The following is a 16,351-nucleotide window of genomic DNA, read 5'->3' on the forward strand; positions in this document are numbered from 1 at the left end:
GAGATATGTTCGATTTTCAGATGGAATTGATGACGATCCTACCCCGCCCGCGTGAGACACAGGGTGTCATCACTGTCCGACGTTCATCCTCGGTCAGGCATTGGTCCCGGTGGATGATCTCGCCTTCGATCACATCCACGATGCAGCTCCGGCAGACACCGGCCTCGCAGGCGTAGTCGATGTCGACGCCGTCCTCGAGCAGGACGTCCAGCATGCTCCGGTCCGAGGGAATATCCAGCACGTGACGACTGCGCGGCAGGTCCACCACGAATGGCTCGCCCAGATACCCGGCCTTGACCCCCGACACGAAGGATTCCACCTGGATGGTCCCCAGTCCCAGGGACTCCGCTGCCCCCTGCACCCCGGCGACGAACGGCGCGCTCCCGCAGCAATAGATCGCGTCGCCTCGCGATCCGTCCAGCAGGTCCTCGAAACTTGCCCGCCCACCCTGGGCCGAATTGAAAATTTCGACCTGCGGACACAAGGCGCGGATCTCCTGCTCGAACGGAACGGCGCCGTCGGCACGGACGAAGTAGCAGAGCCGGATCCGGCACGTCCGACCCTGCAGCGCATAAAGAAAGGACAGCATCGGGGTAATGCCGACGCCGCCCGCGAAGAAGCTGTAGGACGGCCGGTCCGGGTCCAGCAGAAAGTCGGGCTGGGGATAGGACAGGTAGAAGATATCGCCGACGTGCGCAGATTCATGCATGAAGCGCGATCCGCCACGCCCGGCCGGATCGAGACGGATCGCAAGACGATAGCGCCGATCCCCGGGTGGTGCGCACAGCGAATACTGGCGCATCATCCCCTTCGTCACCCGGAGCAATGTATGGGCGCCGGGCAGGACGGGCGGGAACTGCCTGCGATCCTCGGGTCTGAAATAAAAGGACCGGATGCCGCCTCCTTCGTCGACGATCTGATCGACGCTCACCTTCATCAACAGCCGCACCGCCATCCTAGAGGACCCTCTCGATACGGTCGCCCAGCCGAACGATGCCGCCCGAGATGACCTGGCAGTTCAGGCCGGACCGACCAAGCAGGCTGGCCATTACCTGCTTGTCGATCAGACGCTCGAGATACTTGCAGGGGTGATTCAGCTTCTCGACGTAAACCAGGGCATTTTTTCCGACCCGGATCGTCTGTCCCAGAAAATCGTTCAGGCGCACGCCGCAGGTAATGATATTCCTTCTGGTTTCACGCGGAGTAAGCACCACGCCGGTTTCATCGTAGATCTGATGAAGGACCTCCAGTTCGATGAAGGAGATCTGATGTTCCGTCTTGGGGCGATCCGACCATCGCCCGATACGCCTGGCATAGCGGTCGCCCTCGATTCCGACATTCGCCAGCAGACGGCATTCGTGGCCTTCCATCATTTCCTGCGCGGCGACCTCGGCGGTATATATCCCGCAGACACGACCGGTCATGCTCTCTCATTCCTCTTTGTTACCCGGCCGACTTTCAGAAATCGTAGCGCATCGTGGCACCGACGAATCTTGGCGCGCCGGGGATGCCGTAGAATGAGTTGTAACCATTGTCCTTCGTGATCACGTAGCGACGGTCCAGAAGATTCGACACATACACTCCGACGGACCATCGCCCGCGATGCGGTGCGACGGTCAGGCTCATGCCCATCAGGAAATAGGCCGGCAGCCGGTAGATTTCGTTGCCAGGCACATCGAGCTGCGAGCCGCGATAGGAGTAATCGCCCTGCCAGGTGACGTCCCACGCACGGGTCGGGTGCATCATGTAACTGACGCTGCCGTTTAGCGTTAATTTCGGAATGCCGGAATCGTATCCATCATAGCTGGTATAGGCCGGAGAAAAAACGCCGGTCTTGGCGTAATTGGCATAGACGGCAGTCGTATTGAGAAATTTCAAATCGTCGTATCGGCCCCTCTGATAGCCGAAATGCTGTTCCAGAAGCAGACCAGGGATCGGGTTCGCATCGATCTCGCCTTCCAGCCCCCAGATCGTCGATTTGGGAATATTCACGAAGTCGCCTACCAGTCCGTAATTCTGAACCAGTTCCAGGCTCAGGATCTGCTGGTCGTGATAATCGTAATAGAAACCGTCGAAATTCACCCGCAGGCGGTGTTTCAACCAGTCACTCTTGATCCCGCCTTCATAGGCCAGAAGGGATTCCGGCTTGTAGGGGTTGAGCTGCTGGGAAATGACGGTGTTGTTGGCCGTGAATCCCCCTGGCTTGAATCCCTTGCGGACGTCGGCGAAGACCAGGAAATTCGGCGCCGCCTGGAAGTCGATCTCGCCCTTTCCGCCGAACTCGTTCGTCAATGCACCATGCGTCGGGAAGCGGACGTCGCTGAAACCATACTGTATGGTTTCGAGATTCGAGAGATGTCGGTCGTCGGCTTCATGATTGACCGAGGCCGAGATCTTCCAGCGTGGCGCGAGACGGTAGGACGCGGTCGCGTACTGGTTGAAGGTCTGGATGTCCTGATTGTAACTGGTCGCCTCGATATACGGGCGCAGGGCAGGCCCCGACCCGGAAAAATCATAGAAGAACCGCGCCTTGGTCGCCGTTCGCGCATAATAGGCGCCGATCGTCCACTGGAAGCGACGCGGCCGGTTTTCGTTCGACAGGCGTAATTCCTGCGAGAAGACATTGGAGTTGTTTGTGAAATATTGGTCGTCCGTCGCAACATTGGTCGAATCGAGATCCAACAGATTGTGAACGTACATCGCTTCGTAGGCGCTGATCGACCGGAATTCCGCCCATCCGAAATCATGGCGACCCGTCAGGTCAATGCCCCAGGTCGTATCGTTGCGAAATGGCTTGGTATTGGCGGCCACACCGATCATCTTGGTGAATGCCGGGCGGAATCCCCATCCCGTAAGCAGATTGTTATTGTCCGGCGCAATAAAGGGCGTAACCAGATCGCTGACGTTGAATACGCCCGGCGTGTCGGAATCGTCCTGAGCCCAGTGCCCCGTCACATTAATGCTGGTACGGGAATCGACGTCCCAGTCCAGCTTGCCCCGCAACGCGCCGTCATTGGCATCGCCGAGATGCTCGCCGTTATAGCGGTTGACCTGGTACCCGCCGCCATGGGCGGTATAGCCGGACACGCGATAACGCAGCCGGTCCGAAAGCGGCCCGGATACATAGAGCGCGGTACGACTTCTGGAATAGCTGGCGATATCCTGGGACACACCGGCATGAAACGTGTCGGTCGGACCGTTGGTCGTGATATTGACCTCACCGGCGGTCACGGCCTGGCCATGGGTGTATCCCACCGGTCCCGGCATCACGTCGACCCCGGCCAGATCATACATCAGGCCGGACGTCATGAAGCCGATCGGATAGGCGATCCCGTCAACATATGTCATCACCGAGGGCGTGTTGTTCGATGTGAAATCCTTGAAGCCCACGCCGCGCAGGCTGAAATTATTGTTCGCCGTTGCTCCCTGGGGCTGAATCGTCAGGTTCGGCACCAGATTTTGAATATTCTGCAGCGTCTCGACATGATGCGTCGCCAGATCCGCCGAACTGATATGCGTGACTACTTCGCCGACATGCTGCGACTTGCGCAGGCTCAGCGGGGAATTCCGCAGACCATCGACGGTGATCGCCTCATCCGTCACGGGCCTTGGATGAGCCGCGCGCCGGACAGGCGCATGGGGCACCGCACGGATCGGATATTTCGGGGTCATGGTGTCGGCACGGGCGGGACGGTGCGCAATCGTGGCGGCCGAGCAGCAGAGTGCCGCAAGCAGGGCCCGGTGGCCGTCATTCCTTATTCGAATCAATATATTATGTCTCAGAATCGTCATTCGGCGCCCTCCAGTTCAAGGTTGCGGAGAACGGATAGCCATCACGCGGACCAGCCCAGTCGACGCCCATACAATGGCAGACCGTCAATATGCTGTATCGTGGACAGCATATTGTCTTTCGTCAATCGAAATGTTCTGGCATGATCGCTCCCACATGAAATGGGGGAGGACGACGATGGCGAGCCTGGGAATCAAGGTGGTTTCTGTTCCGGACATGGTGCTGAAGGCGTATCTTGAAGAACGCTGTCCAAATCTTGATTTTATTCTCTGGAGAGATGAGGAGTATCCGTCCGTCGAGGATCTTTCCGTCATCGACGCCGTCATTACCCCCTACGCGCATTCCAGCCTGACGGTCGAACGCCTGGCATTGCTGCCGAATCTCAAGCTGGTACAGACGCAGAGTACAGGGGTGGACAATTTGGTCGGCAAGGTTCCCCCCGGCGTAGTGCTGTGCAGCGCGCGCGGGGTGCATGCTGCATCAACGGCCGAACTGGCTGTTGGCCTTGCCATTGCATCGTTGCGTGGGATTGATATCGCCGCCCGCAACATGACCCGCCGCGTCTGGCAGGAGGAACGTCGCCTTACCCTGACCGACCGCAAGGTAGCACTGCTGGGGTACGGCAGCATCGGGCAGGAACTTCACCGCAAGCTTTCGGCGTTCGATGTCGAAATCGTTCGGATCGGCCAGACCGCACGTCGGGACCAGCACGGCGACATCCATGGAATGGAGGACCTCCTGGGGCTTCTGCCCCAGACGGATATCCTGATCAGCAGTCTGCCTATGACGCCACGCACCGGGCACCTCATCAATCGGCCTGTTCTGTCTGCGATGAAGGACGGCGCCCTGTTCATCAATGTCGGACGCGGCAGCGTCGTCGACCAGGATGCCCTCGCGGCCGAACTTTATTCCGGACGCATTTCCGCGGCGGTGGATGTGACCGACCCGGAGCCGTTGCCCGAGGATCATCCGCTATGGAGCGCGCCTCATTTTCTCCTGACGCCCCATCTTGGCGGCAATACGTCGGCCTTCCTGCCACGCATTCGCACATTCCTCGCGGACCAGATGAAACGGATCGCGGATGACCAGCCCGTCATCAATCAGTCGTAATGCAGGCAGATGACAAACGGCATTCCCGGCCGGATATGTGCGATGCCGATTTATGACGGATTGCGACGGAACCGTTGATCCCCGCTCGGGTGGCCGTGGCGAGGAAGGGATCGCCGGCGACATCATCGGTGTCCAGGTAAAGGGATAGATACCGTCGTATGATTTTCCTGTCGGCAGGAGAAGTCGGCGGGGTGGCGCCTTCAAGGACGGAGGAGTTCACCCGCCGCCGCCCGCATCATTCGTGAATAGACCGGACGAAATCCGCCAGGCGCGCCGACCGGGGACGCTGGAAGATGTCGTCCGGGCAGCCTGATTCAACAATGCGCCCGCCGTCGCAGAAATGGACCCGGTCGGCCACGTCGCGGGCGAATTTCATTTCGTGCGTCACGATCAGCATGGTGATCCCCTGCTGTGCAAGATCGTTGATCACCCCCAGGATTCCCTTGACCAGTTGCGGGTCCAGGGCGCTGGTCGGCTCGTCGAACAGGATGACCGACGGCGCCATTGCCAGTGCGCGCGCGATGGCGACGCGCTGTTTCTGTCCACCCGAGATCTGATCGGGATAATGATCCTCGCGGTCGGCCATGCCCACATCGCGCAGCAGGCTACGGGCCCGTTCGATCGCGGCATCCCGGTCCAGACCCAGGACCGTCACCGGCCCTTCCATCACATTTTGCAGCACCGTCCGATGGCTGAACAGGTTGAAATGCTGGAAAACCATCGGCATGCGGCTGCGCGCCCTGCGCAGGATCCGCTCCGGCGCGATATGCACACCTGCCCCATCGTCCTGGCACAGCATTTCGCCGAAAATGGAAATCGTCCCCCCGCTGGGCCGTTCCAGGAAATTCAGGCAGCGCAGCAGCGTCGATTTTCCCCCGCCGCTGGGACCGATCAGGCAGGCGACCTCCCCCCGGGCCACCGTCAGATCCACGCCGGCCAGGACCTGGACAGCGCCGTAGTTCTTGCGCAGCCCGCGCGCGACCAATACGGGTTCCGGTGCGGCCCCGGTCATGCCGCAATGCCTTTCGGATCGGACGGGATCATGGCGCCGCGTCGCTGATGGCGTGGGGTCAGCCTGCGTTCCAGCAGACCGATCAGCCGGGCGCTGCCGAAGCTCATGACGAAATAGATGAAGCCCACCATGATATAGGTGTTCATGCTGTCGAACGTATCCGCGATGACGATATTGGCATGCCGCAGCAATTCGTTGACCGAAATGAACGAAACCAGGGAACAATCCTTCAGAAGCGAGATGAAATATCCGCCCACCGTCGGCAGCGTCGCCCGGAACATCTGCGGCAGGACGACCCGGCGATAGATCGAGGCGCGCGACATGCCCAGCGACAGGGCCGCCTGCCGCTGGCCCGGGTCGATCGCGGCAATGGCCGCGCGAAACACTTCCGAGAGATAGGCCGCGAGATTGAGCGACAGCCCCATCACCCCCGCCCAGAACGCCGGCAGCGTCAGGCCGAATTCCGGCAAGGTGAAGTAGATGAACAGCAATTGTACGATCAGCGGCGTGTCGCGCCACAATTCGACATAGGCATCCAGCGGCCAGCGCACGGCCCGGTACGGGGACAGGCGCCCCAGCGCGACGGCCAGGCCGACAGCCAGCCCGCACGCCATGCTGACCAGGGAGAGCAGAAGCGTGATCCAGGCCCCTTGCAGCAGGAAGGGAAAATATTCCGGGACTTCCCTGAAGAAAAATCTGTACACGCCCTTATCGTCCCGTCGGCTGCGGCTTGATCAGATGATCCTGCACCGGTTCCCATACGCCGTTCTTCTTCAGGATCGCCTTCAGCGTCCCGTCCGCGCGCATCGCCTCCAGCGTCGTGTTCAACGCGGCCAGCAGGTCGGTGCAGGCCGGGCGCACCACGATTCCCTCGTCGCCCAGATAGTATGGCGACGCGCGCTCCGCCTCCCGCCAGGCCGGCTTGGCCTGGTAGAAGAGCGGATCGCCGACAATGCGCAGGCTCTTGAACTCGTCCTTGTGGGACAGCAGGGAATCCTGGTCGAGGACAACGGCGTCGATCTGGCCGTTTCGCAAGGCCATGAACGGATCACCCCAGTTATTGTAATCCGAGACCGACGCCCCGTACCCCTGCGCCACCAGACCGTGCGCGACCATGGAATCGGTCGATCCGACGACCGAGCCCAGGATCTTGCCCCGCAGATCGTCCATGGTCCGGATCGGTGAGTCGCCCAGCACGATCACGTGGTCGTACAGGCGGAAATAGGGCGCGGAAAACAGCACGTTTCCGTCGATGATACGTTCCTGCGTGATCGCGATGTCCGACAGCACGATGTCCCACCGGCGGGCCTTCAGGCCCGGGATAAGGGTCGGCCATTCGGTGGGGATGAAACGGGCCCGGGAGACGTCCATCCGGCGCGCGATTTCAAAGAACAGGTCGGCGGTTACACCGTGATATCCACCCTCCCGGTCCTGCCACAGCGCGATCCGGTCGCCCAGCAGGCCGGTCCCGGACGTCAGCACGCCCGCCCGCCTGACATCGTCCAGGCATCCGGCGCCCGCCCGCGTAGCGGGCAGCAGCAGTCCGGCCAGGAGGACGACCGTCCAGACCCGCCGTCCGTCCCATCCGTCCGCCCCGGAAGGGGCAAAGACGCGCAGCAGCCACAGATAGGCCGGCGTGGTCAGCGACAGCCCCACGATCCATGAGATATCCACTCCGTGCAGCAGCGGCACCGCCGGCCCGGTATAATATCCGTTCGTCATGAACGGGAACTGCACCACCAGCCCGAACCCGTAGGCCAACAAGGCGGCGACGTTGAAGCGCCCGTAGATGCCGCCATCGGCACGAAAGAACGAGGCCACGTCATACGCGCCCCGCCGGACCAGATAGTAATCCACCAGATTGACCGCCGTCCACGGCACCAGGAACGCCATCAGCATTTCGAGGAAAGCGGTATAGGACTGGAAGAAATGCCGTTCCGCCAGCAGCGCGACCCCCAGCGACAGCAGCAGGATGGCCGCCGTCAGCCCCAGCCGGACGGCCCGGCCGGGGCGCCAGCCGGCGACGAAGGTCTGGATGATCGTGATGCTCGACAGGGCGGCACAATAGATGTTCATGGCGGTCGAGATCGCGATGCCGAGTGCAAGCACACTCAGGACCGGTACCGCATGTGGCGACACCAGGCCCGCCAGCGATCCGGTCACGTCATCCTGCCGTACGAATGGCCCCAGCAGCGCGCCGACCACCATGGGCAGGACCGACCCGGTGACGCTGCCGGCATAGCACGCGGCGAACGCCCGCCGGCCGCCATCCGTCGTGGCCGGCAGGTAACGCGAGGAATCGGACACGTTCGGCGCATAGGCGATCTGCCACAGCGCCGCGGTCGACAGCGCCCCCAGGAATCCCAGGAACGACCCATGCCGGGGCAACGCCGCCAGGTGCGCCAGCAGCGGCAGGCCCCGCGCCAGCGCATACAGGATCGCCAGCCCGCCCAGCCAGGTCAGGACGCGCGCGCCGGCATGGATGCCGCGATAGCCGAAGATGGTCGGCGCCATGCTGCACACGCCGATGGCCAGGACCGCCGGAACACGCCCCAGGCCCGGCAGCGCCACGCGCAGCGTCTCGCCGCCCAGGACGAGGTTCGACGCCGTGAAGCCCAGATACATCAGGGTGGCCAGGACCATGATCGGCACGGCACCCACCGATCCGAACTGACCCCGTGTCTGGACCATCTGCGGCACGCCCAGCATAGGCCCCTGCGCCGCATGCAGCGCCATCACGACACCGCCGACCAGACTGCCTAGCACGATGGCCAGCAGCGCCGGGCCGATCGACAGGCCGAACAGGCCGGTGGACAGCGCCCCTGTGACGATCGTCAGCATCATCATGTTCGACCCGCACCAGACGGTGAACAGGTCGCGGGTCCGGCCGTGACGCCGGTCATGGGGAATGGGAAAGATCGTCTCGGCCTCGATGACCGGGCCGGCGGGGGAATCGCCTGGGGCGCCGGCAACGGGGCGGGACGACGCCGTCATGCCCCGCCGGCCGGTCCGGACGCAGGATCGAAACCGACCGTCCGCCCGGCAAGATACCGGGTGAAATCATACAGCGGCCGTTCCAGGTGGGACAGCCGGCCCGGCGTCGCCCGGGTGGCCTGCATGCCGCGGAACACCTTTTCGGTGCAGCGGCGATCCTCGACATTGACGGCGTCCAGCAGCGCCTTCAACGCCGCAACGTACTCCTGCCCCTGGGGATCGTCGATGAATTCGGGCGACAGGCCGCCACCGAAGATCATCCTGACCTTGCCCACGCCCTCGGGATGGAGGGACAGGTACCAGAAATAACCGGGGGTCAGCGTGATCAGGTGCGACGGATAGATGGTGATCAGGCCGGTGGTCCGGCGCCAGTGCCCGGTCAGCCGCGTATTGGCGGGATGGGCATTACCGATCGCCAGCGACGCTTCCTTGGTGATCCAATGGTAGTTGAATGCCGCAAGGCCGGGCGGGCAGTCCATTTCCTCCAGCTTCGAATGCGGGCCGACGGTGCGCGCATGGCAAACCGGCAAATGGTAGCTTTCCATGAAATTCTCGGCCAGGATCTTCCAATTGGTGTCCCAGACATGGGTTTCCCGAAAGCATTCGACGTACCGCTCCATGCCGTAGGGCGCGATCATCTGCTCCAGAGGGCGCAGGCGGTCCGCCACCGGCACCGCGTCGGCGTCCAGCGTCACATAGATCCAGCCCAGCCAGTCCTCGCACCGGATGTCGGGCAGCCGGTACTCGTCCTTGCAGAAACCCGGGCGCCCGTTCATCAGCGGCGCGCCCCGCATCGTGCCGTCCAGATTGTACGACCAGGCATGATAGGGACAGACGATGGCCCGGACGTTCCCCGCGCCCTCCAGCAAGGTGGACATGCGGTGCAGGCAGACATTCGACATTGCCCGCAACCGTCCGTCCCGGTCGCGCAGGACGATGATGGGCTGCCCCGCGATCTCGCAGGTCAGGTAATCGCCGGCCATCGCCAGCGCGGATGCCCGCCCGACGCAGATCCATTCCCGCGCGAAGATCGTCTCGACCTCGCGCGCCAGGAACGCCTCGCTCGTATAGGGCTCGGGGGACATGGCGACCGCCTCGTCGAACGGACGCGACGCCGTCCGCAGCAGGGCCGTCCCGGCCGGATCCATGAAGGTCATGAGGTGCGCTCCGTCACAAGGGATGCAGGCAGACAGTTCCGGCATGGGACCATGATCAGTCCGCAGGCGCATGGCGGTTGCGCGGACGGGCCAGCCCCAGATTCTCGCGCAGGGTCGTGCCCTGGTAGTCGGTGCGGAACAGTCCGCGCCGCTGCAGCTCCGGCACCACCTTTTCCGTGATGTCGGTCAGGCTTTCCGGCAGGACCGGCAGCGCCATCATGAATCCGTCGCTGGCGCCGGCCGCAACCCATTCCTCCATCCGGTCGGCGATCTGCCGGGCGGTGCCGTAGAAGATCGCCTTGCTGCGGTTGTAGCGCTTGCAGACCTGGCGCAAGGTCAGGCCCTGGCGGATCAGTCCGGCGATTTCCTGAAAATAGACCTGATGGAAATTAGATTTTTCCGGAATCCGATGCTCCGGAACCGGTTCGTCCAACGGCAGGTCGGACAAATCGGTTTCCAGGTCGGTCTTCAGGTACATCAGCCCGATATCGATATGGATCATCTCCTGCCAGGCGGCCCATTTCTCGCGCGCATGCTCCTCGCTCTCGCCCAGGACGATGGACACGCCGGACAGCACCTTCAGTTCGTCCGGATGACGGCCGTGGCGCGGCATGCGTCCCTTCAGGTCCTGGTAGAATGCCACGGCCTCGGACATCGAGGCCCCGGTTCCGAACACCACCTCGGCGGTCCGCGCCGCGAATTCCCTGCCGGTTTCCGATGCCCCCGCCTGGAAGATGACCGGCTGCCCCTGCGGCGAGCGCGCCATGTTCAACCCGCCCTGCACCCGGAAGAATTCACCCTGGTGGTCCAGGACATGGAATTTCTTCGGGTCGAACATCCGCACGTTCGTCTTGTCGTGGATGAAGGCGTCGTCTTCCCAGGTGTCCCACAAGGCCTGCACGACGCCCAGGAATTCCCCGGCCCGGTCATAGCGCCGATGATGCGGCGGCAACGCGTCCAGGCCGAAATTGCGCGCGGCGTAATCGTTGGCGGTGGTCACGACGTTCCACGCGGCGCGGCCATGGCTGATATGGTCCAGCGACGCGAACAGGCGGGCGATATTATAGGGTTCATAGAAGCTGGTGGAGGCCGTGGCGCCAAGGCCGATATGCGACGTCGATCCGGCGATGGCCGACAGCAGGGTGATCGGCTCCATCATGTTCATGTAGAGCGGCGCCCGCGTCCAGGCGTCGAGGTTTTCGGTCCGCGCCGCCGGCGTATCGGCCAGGAAGAAGAAATCCAGCTTTCCCCGTTCCGCCGTCTGGACGATGCGGCGGAAATAATCGATGTCGGTCGCCGCCCCATCCTGCGCGCCGGGCATCAGCCACGCCGCGGAATGATAGCCGTTGGCCTCGAACAGGCCGCCCAGAACGATATGTCGTCGCGCACCCAATATGCTGCTCCTCCAGAGGCTGGTTTAACATTCGCCCTTTCGACGATCAGACGCGGTTTGCCCACGCTTCTCGGCGGGCGGCGGACAGACCGCTTCGCTCCGATGCGCGAAAATCACGCCGGGCATGCCGTTGCACGGCACTCTTGCCCAACAGGACGCCCAACAGGACGAATGTTAAACCAGCCTCTCAGGCGTGTAGCGCCTGCGGGGCGTCAGTCGGCGTAGGACGGATCCTCGTGGTCGAGAATCCGCTTCATTTCCTCGAAATGGGCGATGGAGAAATCGCGGATGCCTTCCCAGTCGCGGGCGGTCTTTTCCGCCACGTCGTCGTCCAGGATCTTCAGCGGCTGGCCCGTGGCATAGGCGGTGACCAGGATCTGGCAGGCCCGTTCCAGGGTATAGATATCGTCGAAGGCCTCGCCGACCGTCGGCGCGGTGACCAGCACGCCGTGATTGCCCATCATCAGCCGCGACCGGTTGCCCAGCAGGCCGGCCAGGCGCGCGCCCTCGGCCCCCGTATCGGCCATGCCGCCATACAGCGTGTCCGTGGCGACCCGGTTGAAATAGCGCGCGGTGTTCTGCTCGATCGGCTTGATGGCCGGGTCCGCGAGGCAGGCGATGGTGGTGGCATGGACCGGATGCAGGTGCATGGCCACGCGCACCTGCGGCAGCAGGCGATGGATCTGGCCGTGGATGGCCCAGGCCGTCGGATCGATGTCGGCGCGATGACGCGCGTCCTCGTCCTCGGCATCCAGCAGCACCAGGTCGCTGGCCCGGATGCGCGAAAAATGCCGCCATTTCGGGTTCAGCAGGAACCACCGGCCATCCGGAGACACCGCCGCGCTGAAATGATTGGCGACGGCTTCATGCAGGCCAAGCCGCGCCACGATGCGAAACGCTGCCGCGAGGTCGACGCGGATCCGGCCTTCGTCCTGTAAGGTCATGCCCTGCTCTTGTCCTGCCCTGCGACAGGATGAACGGAGGCACGGCGACAGGTAAACCCGGTTTTTCCGATCCATTACCTCGCCGAATCGGTTGCAGTGCCTCCATCGGAGAGCAGACACGCAGGCGAAGGTGCCTGCCACCCGCCCCGCTGCGCCGGCCTGATGGCGTCGGGTCGCGCCCGCATCATGGCGTCGTGCTGCGCCCGGGCGATGGCGTCGAGAAACATCCGCGCGCAGGCATCCCAGCCGAACCGCGCCACATATGCACGGCACATCGCCCGGTCGCCATGCAGGGCCGCCAGCACGTTGCGCCGCAGATCCGGGCCGATCGCACCGACCGGCGACACCCCGGGGGGCAGGATGTCGCGCGGCCCCGTCACGTCGAAGGCCGCGACGGGCAGGCCGCAGGACAGGGCCTCGAGAATCACCAGGCCGAACGTGTCCGTCAGGCTGGGAAAGACGAATACGTCGCTGGCGGCATAGGCGGCCGACAGATCGGCCCCATCCAGATAGCCCGTGAACACCGCATCGGGATAACGCGCCGCCAGGCCCGTGCGGTCGGGCCCGTCGCCGACGACGATCTTGGTTCCCGGTACATCCAGGTCGAGAAACGCCGTCAAATTCTTCTCGACCGCCACCCGCCCGACATAGAGCAGATAGGGGCCTTTCACCCCGAACCGCGTGTGCCAGTCGCACCCCGCCTGGCCGGGCCGGAACCGGTGGGCATCCACACCCCGCGTCCAGCATTCCAGATGACGAAACCCCCGGTCGCCCAGCGCACGCAGCAGGCTGGGCGTCGGCACCAGGGTCAGGGCCGCGGCGCCATGGAACCAGCGCAGGAACCGGTAGGGCAGCCCCGTCGGAAACCCCGTCCTGGCCTGGATATATTCGGGAAAGCGCGTGTGAAAGGATGTTGTGAAGCAGCGATGGTTGCGGATCGCCCATCGCCGGGCCGCCAGGCCGAGCGGCCCTTCGGTCACCAGATGGAGCGCATCGGGGCGAAAATCCTCGATCATCCGGGCCAGGCGTCGGCCGGGCAGGACGCTCAACCGGATCTCGGGATAGGTCGGACACGGCACGGTACGGAACAGATGCGGCCCTACGACCGCCACCGTCCGGCCCGCCGCGCGCAACTCCTCGGCCAGGCGCGATACCGTCCGGACGACCCCGTTGACCTGGGGATACCAGGCATCCGTCACGATCAGGATACGTACAGGCGACGGACGTGTCGCCCGCCCCGACAAGCGGTCCGGCGCCATGACGTGCGACACCCCGTCAGGCATGGGCCGGAGACAGCACGGTCCCCAGGTGCCGCGGCGCGGCAACGCGCCACCGCACGTCCGTCATGTCCAGAAGCTGCATGCTGCCGTCATGATGTTCCACCAGCGCGCTGCAGCTTTCCACCCAGTCGCCGTCATTCATGTAGAGGATGCCGCCCACGTCCTTGATAACCGCATGGTGGATATGTCCGCAGATGACGCCGTCCATGCCACGCCGCCTGGCCTCGTCCGCCACCGCGGTCTCGAACCGGTCGATGGCCATGACGGCGCCCTTGACCTGCCGTTTCAGCCAGGCCGACAGCGAACGATAGGGCAGGCCCATCCGGCGGCGCACGATGTTGAACCAGCGGTTGACGACCAGGGCGGCGGAATAGGCCCGGTCGCCCAGCACGGCCAGGAAGGGCGCGTAACGTACCACGCTGTCGAATTCGTCGCCGTGCAGCACCAGGAATCGCTGCCCCGTGACCGTCACATGTTCGGCCTGTTCGCACAGGCGAATGCCCGCGACCTCCAGCCTGTGGGGAAGCCAGCGACGGAATATCTCGTCATGATTTCCGGGGATATAGAAAACCTCGGTCCCGCCGCGGGCCATGCGCAGGATCAGGTTCAGGACGTCATCGTGATGATCGTTCCAGAACCAGGACCGTTTCAGTTTCCATCCGTCGACGATGTCGCCGACAAGATACAGCCGCCGGCAGGACAGGCCGCGCAGGAAATCGGCCAGAAGGTCGGCCCGGCAATCCCGCGTGCCCAGATGCACGTCGGACAGAAAGACGGCCCGATAATCGTGGGAGGGGATACGATCATGAAGAATCACGTTCATCGCGGTCAGGCACCCCTGATGAAAGACGGCCCCCTTCTAACCGTATCCATCCGTTTCTTTTGTGTATCTTTCGTGAAATCCCGAAAAAGGGCACGCGATGTCAGTCCTGCGGGCCGGCAAGCGCCCAGGGGATGACGGCGTCCTCCACCCGACGGACCTCCACCCCGTAGACGGCGCGCATGGCGGCATCCGTCAGCACGTCGGCCGGTTGGCCCTGCGCCACGACACGCCCCGCCCGCATCAGGACCAGCCGGTCGCAGAACCGCGCGGCCAGCATCAGGTCGTGCAGCACCACCACCAGCCCGGTGCCGCCGGCCGCCAGGCGGCGGAACGACGCCATGACCGCCAGGGCATGGGCCGGATCAAGGGCCGCGACCGGTTCGTCGGCCAGCAGGTACGCCGCCTCCACCGCCAGCGCCCGCGCCAGGCGCATGCGTGCGCGCTCGCCGCCCGACAGCTGGCTTCCGGGACGATCGCGCAGGGCCAGGAGGTCGGTTTCCGCCAGCGCCCGCGTGACGGCTGCGCTGTCGCGCGCGCGGTCCGGATGCCCGCGATGCGGCAGGCGGCCCAGCGCCACCAGGTCCGCGACGCGCATGGGCGGGGGCGGCACCTCGTCCTGCGGCAGGAAGGACAGGGTACGCGCCCGCCAGGTCCGCCCGGCCGTTGCCAGGGACCGGCCGTCCAGCACGATTTCGCCCTCGTCCGGGGCCTGCATGCCCCCCAGCACCCGCAGCAGCGTGCTCTTGCCCGCGCCGTTGGGGCCGATCAGGCCCACCAGTTCGCCCGGCGCGACCCGCACCGACGACGGGTGCAGGACCGCCCTCCCACCCAGCGACAGCGCGACGTCATGGGCGGCAAGACCGGTCACGACGTTGCCCGCCGCATCTGCAGGACGCGGAAGAAGAAGACCGGCGCGCCGGCCAGGGCCGTCAGCACGCCGATCTGGATTTCCGTTCCGGTGGACAGGACCCTGACCGCCGCATCGGCGACCAGCAGCAGCACTGCCCCGCCCAGAAAGGACGGCAGCAGCAGCCGCGACGGCTGGTGGCCGGTCAGCGGGCGCAGCAGATGCGGAATGACCAGCCCCACGAACCCGATCGCCCCGGCCACGGCGACGCATGACCCGACCGACAGGGCGGCGCCCAGCACCACCCGCGCCTGCACCCCGACGGGGCCGCGCAGGCGGAATCCCAGGCTTTCCGCCACCTCGTCACCCAGTGCCAGCGCATCCAGCGCGCGCGCCGTCGTCAGCATCAGCAGGCAGCCCAGTATCGTGCCGGGCAGGCTGATCCAGACATGGGTGAAGGTCCGGTCGGTCAGCGAGCCCATGACCCAGTGCATGATTTCGAACGACGCATAGGGGCTGGGCATCAGATTGAGCGCCAGCGCCGTCAGCGCGGCGGCGAAACTGCTGAGCGCCGCCCCCGCCAGCAGCAGCACCAGCGCCCCCCCCTGCCCGACCAGCCCCATCAGCAGCAGTACCGCCAGCAACGCCCCCGCCAGGCCGCCCAGAGGCAGCATCGCGACCGACAGGCCCATCAGGCCGGTATAGAACACCAGCACCGCCCCCAGCGCCGCGCCGCCGGAAACGCCCAGCACTCCCGGATCGGCCAGCGGATTGCGCAGATATCCCTGCAATGCCGCCCCGGACAGGCCCAGCGCCCCACCCACCGTCACCGCCAGGATGGCGCGTGGCAGGCGCAGCTGGCCCAGGATCACCGCCCCCGCACTGTGCCGTCCGGCCAGCAGGTCGGCGCAGGCCGGCCCGAACGCGATCGCGGATTCTCCCCAGGCCAGGGACAGGACGAACAGCAGGACCACCGTCCCGGCCAGGGCGGCGATCAACAT

The 16,351-nt window shown here is 64.4% G+C and carries 14 protein-coding genes; 1 reads left to right on the forward strand and 13 read right to left on the reverse strand.

The genetic code is table 11. The features are described from left to right. Positions 1–16: 16 nt before the first annotated feature. Genes HLH28_RS08045 through HLH28_RS08055 form a run of 3 tightly spaced genes read right to left on the reverse strand, consistent with a single transcriptional unit; the run spans position 17 to position 3,603 of the window. Complete coding sequence (locus HLH28_RS08045; protein ID WP_246395848.1) at positions 17–937, reverse strand: PDR/VanB family oxidoreductase; 921 nt, start codon at positions 935–937, stop codon at positions 17–19. 19 nt (positions 938–956) lie between these two features. Next, the gene (locus HLH28_RS08050) at positions 957–1,424 is read right to left on the reverse strand and encodes an MOSC domain-containing protein (RefSeq protein ID WP_182957245.1); all 468 of its coding nucleotides are present in this window, start codon (positions 1,422–1,424) and stop codon (positions 957–959) included. A 34-nt stretch (positions 1,425–1,458) separates the two neighbouring features. Next, a complete protein-coding gene (locus HLH28_RS08055; protein WP_182957247.1) occupies positions 1,459–3,603 on the reverse strand; it encodes a TonB-dependent receptor domain-containing protein in 2,145 nt (714 codons plus the stop codon). Positions 3,604–3,967: 364 nt separating this feature from the next. Between HLH28_RS08055 and HLH28_RS08060 the strand changes: the two genes are divergently transcribed. Continuing rightward, positions 3,968–4,900, forward strand: coding sequence for a 2-hydroxyacid dehydrogenase (locus HLH28_RS08060; protein WP_182957249.1), 933 nt, complete (start codon positions 3,968–3,970; stop codon positions 4,898–4,900). A 235-nt stretch (positions 4,901–5,135) separates the two neighbouring features. Here HLH28_RS08060 and HLH28_RS08065 read toward each other — a convergent pair whose 3' ends face one another. The 10 genes from HLH28_RS08065 to HLH28_RS08110 form a co-directional block, all read right to left on the reverse strand. Further along, on the reverse strand, positions 5,136–5,912 hold the full coding sequence (locus HLH28_RS08065) for an amino acid ABC transporter ATP-binding protein (RefSeq protein WP_182957251.1): 777 nt from the start codon (positions 5,910–5,912) through the stop codon (positions 5,136–5,138). Beyond that, positions 5,909–6,616, reverse strand: a complete 708-nt coding sequence (locus tag HLH28_RS08070; protein ID WP_182957253.1) for an ABC transporter permease subunit — start codon at positions 6,614–6,616, stop codon at positions 5,909–5,911. Before HLH28_RS08070 ends, HLH28_RS08065 begins: the two co-directional genes overlap by 4 nt. A 4-nt stretch (positions 6,617–6,620) precedes the next feature. Continuing rightward, on the reverse strand, positions 6,621–8,906 hold the full coding sequence (locus tag HLH28_RS08075) for a cytosine permease (RefSeq protein ID WP_182957255.1): 2,286 nt from the start codon (positions 8,904–8,906) through the stop codon (positions 6,621–6,623). Then, entirely contained in the window at positions 8,903–10,063 is a 1,161-nt protein-coding gene (locus HLH28_RS08080) for an aromatic ring-hydroxylating oxygenase subunit alpha (protein WP_182957257.1), read from the reverse strand. The genes HLH28_RS08075 and HLH28_RS08080 overlap by 4 nt, the downstream gene beginning before the upstream one ends. A 55-nt stretch (positions 10,064–10,118) precedes the next feature. Continuing rightward, positions 10,119–11,456 carry an LLM class flavin-dependent oxidoreductase gene (locus HLH28_RS08085; RefSeq protein ID WP_246395809.1) on the reverse strand — a complete coding sequence of 446 codons (1,338 nt, stop codon included), beginning with the start codon at positions 11,454–11,456 and terminating at the stop codon, positions 10,119–10,121. 212 nt (positions 11,457–11,668) lie between these two features. After that, positions 11,669–12,400: a class II aldolase and adducin N-terminal domain-containing protein gene (locus tag HLH28_RS08090; RefSeq protein ID WP_182957259.1), complete on the reverse strand. Its 732-nt coding sequence runs from the start codon at positions 12,398–12,400 to the stop codon at positions 11,669–11,671. 74 nt (positions 12,401–12,474) lie between these two features. Continuing rightward, the gene (locus HLH28_RS08095) at positions 12,475–13,659 is read right to left on the reverse strand and encodes a glycosyltransferase family 4 protein (RefSeq protein WP_182957261.1); all 1,185 of its coding nucleotides are present in this window, start codon (positions 13,657–13,659) and stop codon (positions 12,475–12,477) included. A 16-nt stretch (positions 13,660–13,675) separates the two neighbouring features. Beyond that, a complete protein-coding gene (locus HLH28_RS08100) occupies positions 13,676–14,503 on the reverse strand; it encodes a UDP-2,3-diacylglucosamine diphosphatase (protein ID WP_182957263.1) in 828 nt (275 codons plus the stop codon). A gap of 100 nt (positions 14,504–14,603) precedes the next feature. Beyond that, positions 14,604–15,371: an ATP-binding cassette domain-containing protein gene (locus tag HLH28_RS08105; RefSeq protein ID WP_182957265.1), complete on the reverse strand. Its 768-nt coding sequence runs from the start codon at positions 15,369–15,371 to the stop codon at positions 14,604–14,606. Beyond that, entirely contained in the window at positions 15,368–16,351 is a 984-nt protein-coding gene (locus HLH28_RS08110) for a FecCD family ABC transporter permease (protein WP_408869829.1), read from the reverse strand. Before HLH28_RS08110 ends, HLH28_RS08105 begins: the two co-directional genes overlap by 4 nt.

It is taken from the genome of Gluconacetobacter tumulisoli (assembly GCF_014174155.1).
Lineage (GTDB): Bacteria > Pseudomonadota > Alphaproteobacteria > Acetobacterales > Acetobacteraceae > Gluconacetobacter > Gluconacetobacter tumulisoli.

Excerpts from the sequence above, each read along its gene's own strand:
- HLH28_RS08075 (WP_182957255.1), bottom strand. The coding sequence starts at position 8,906 with ATGACGGCGTCGTCCCGCCCCGTTGCCGGCGCCCCAGGCGATTCCCCC.
- HLH28_RS08100 (WP_182957263.1), bottom strand. The coding sequence starts at position 14,503 with ATGAACGTGATTCTTCATGATCGTATCCCCTCCCACGATTATCGGGCC.
- HLH28_RS08045 (WP_246395848.1), bottom strand. The coding sequence starts at position 937 with ATGAAGGTGAGCGTCGATCAGATCGTCGACGAAGGAGGCGGCATCCGG.
- HLH28_RS08060 (WP_182957249.1), top strand. The coding sequence starts at position 3,968 with ATGGCGAGCCTGGGAATCAAGGTGGTTTCTGTTCCGGACATGGTGCTG.
- HLH28_RS08065 (WP_182957251.1), bottom strand. The coding sequence starts at position 5,912 with ATGACCGGGGCCGCACCGGAACCCGTATTGGTCGCGCGCGGGCTGCGC.
- HLH28_RS08050 (WP_182957245.1), bottom strand. The coding sequence starts at position 1,424 with ATGACCGGTCGTGTCTGCGGGATATATACCGCCGAGGTCGCCGCGCAG.
- HLH28_RS08090 (WP_182957259.1), bottom strand. The coding sequence starts at position 12,400 with ATGACCTTACAGGACGAAGGCCGGATCCGCGTCGACCTCGCGGCAGCG.
- HLH28_RS08080 (WP_182957257.1), bottom strand. The coding sequence starts at position 10,063 with ATGACCTTCATGGATCCGGCCGGGACGGCCCTGCTGCGGACGGCGTCG.
- HLH28_RS08110 (WP_408869829.1), bottom strand. The coding sequence starts at position 16,351 with ATGTTGATCGCCGCCCTGGCCGGGACGGTGGTCCTGCTGTTCGTCCTG.
- HLH28_RS08095 (WP_182957261.1), bottom strand. The coding sequence starts at position 13,659 with ATGGCGCCGGACCGCTTGTCGGGGCGGGCGACACGTCCGTCGCCTGTA.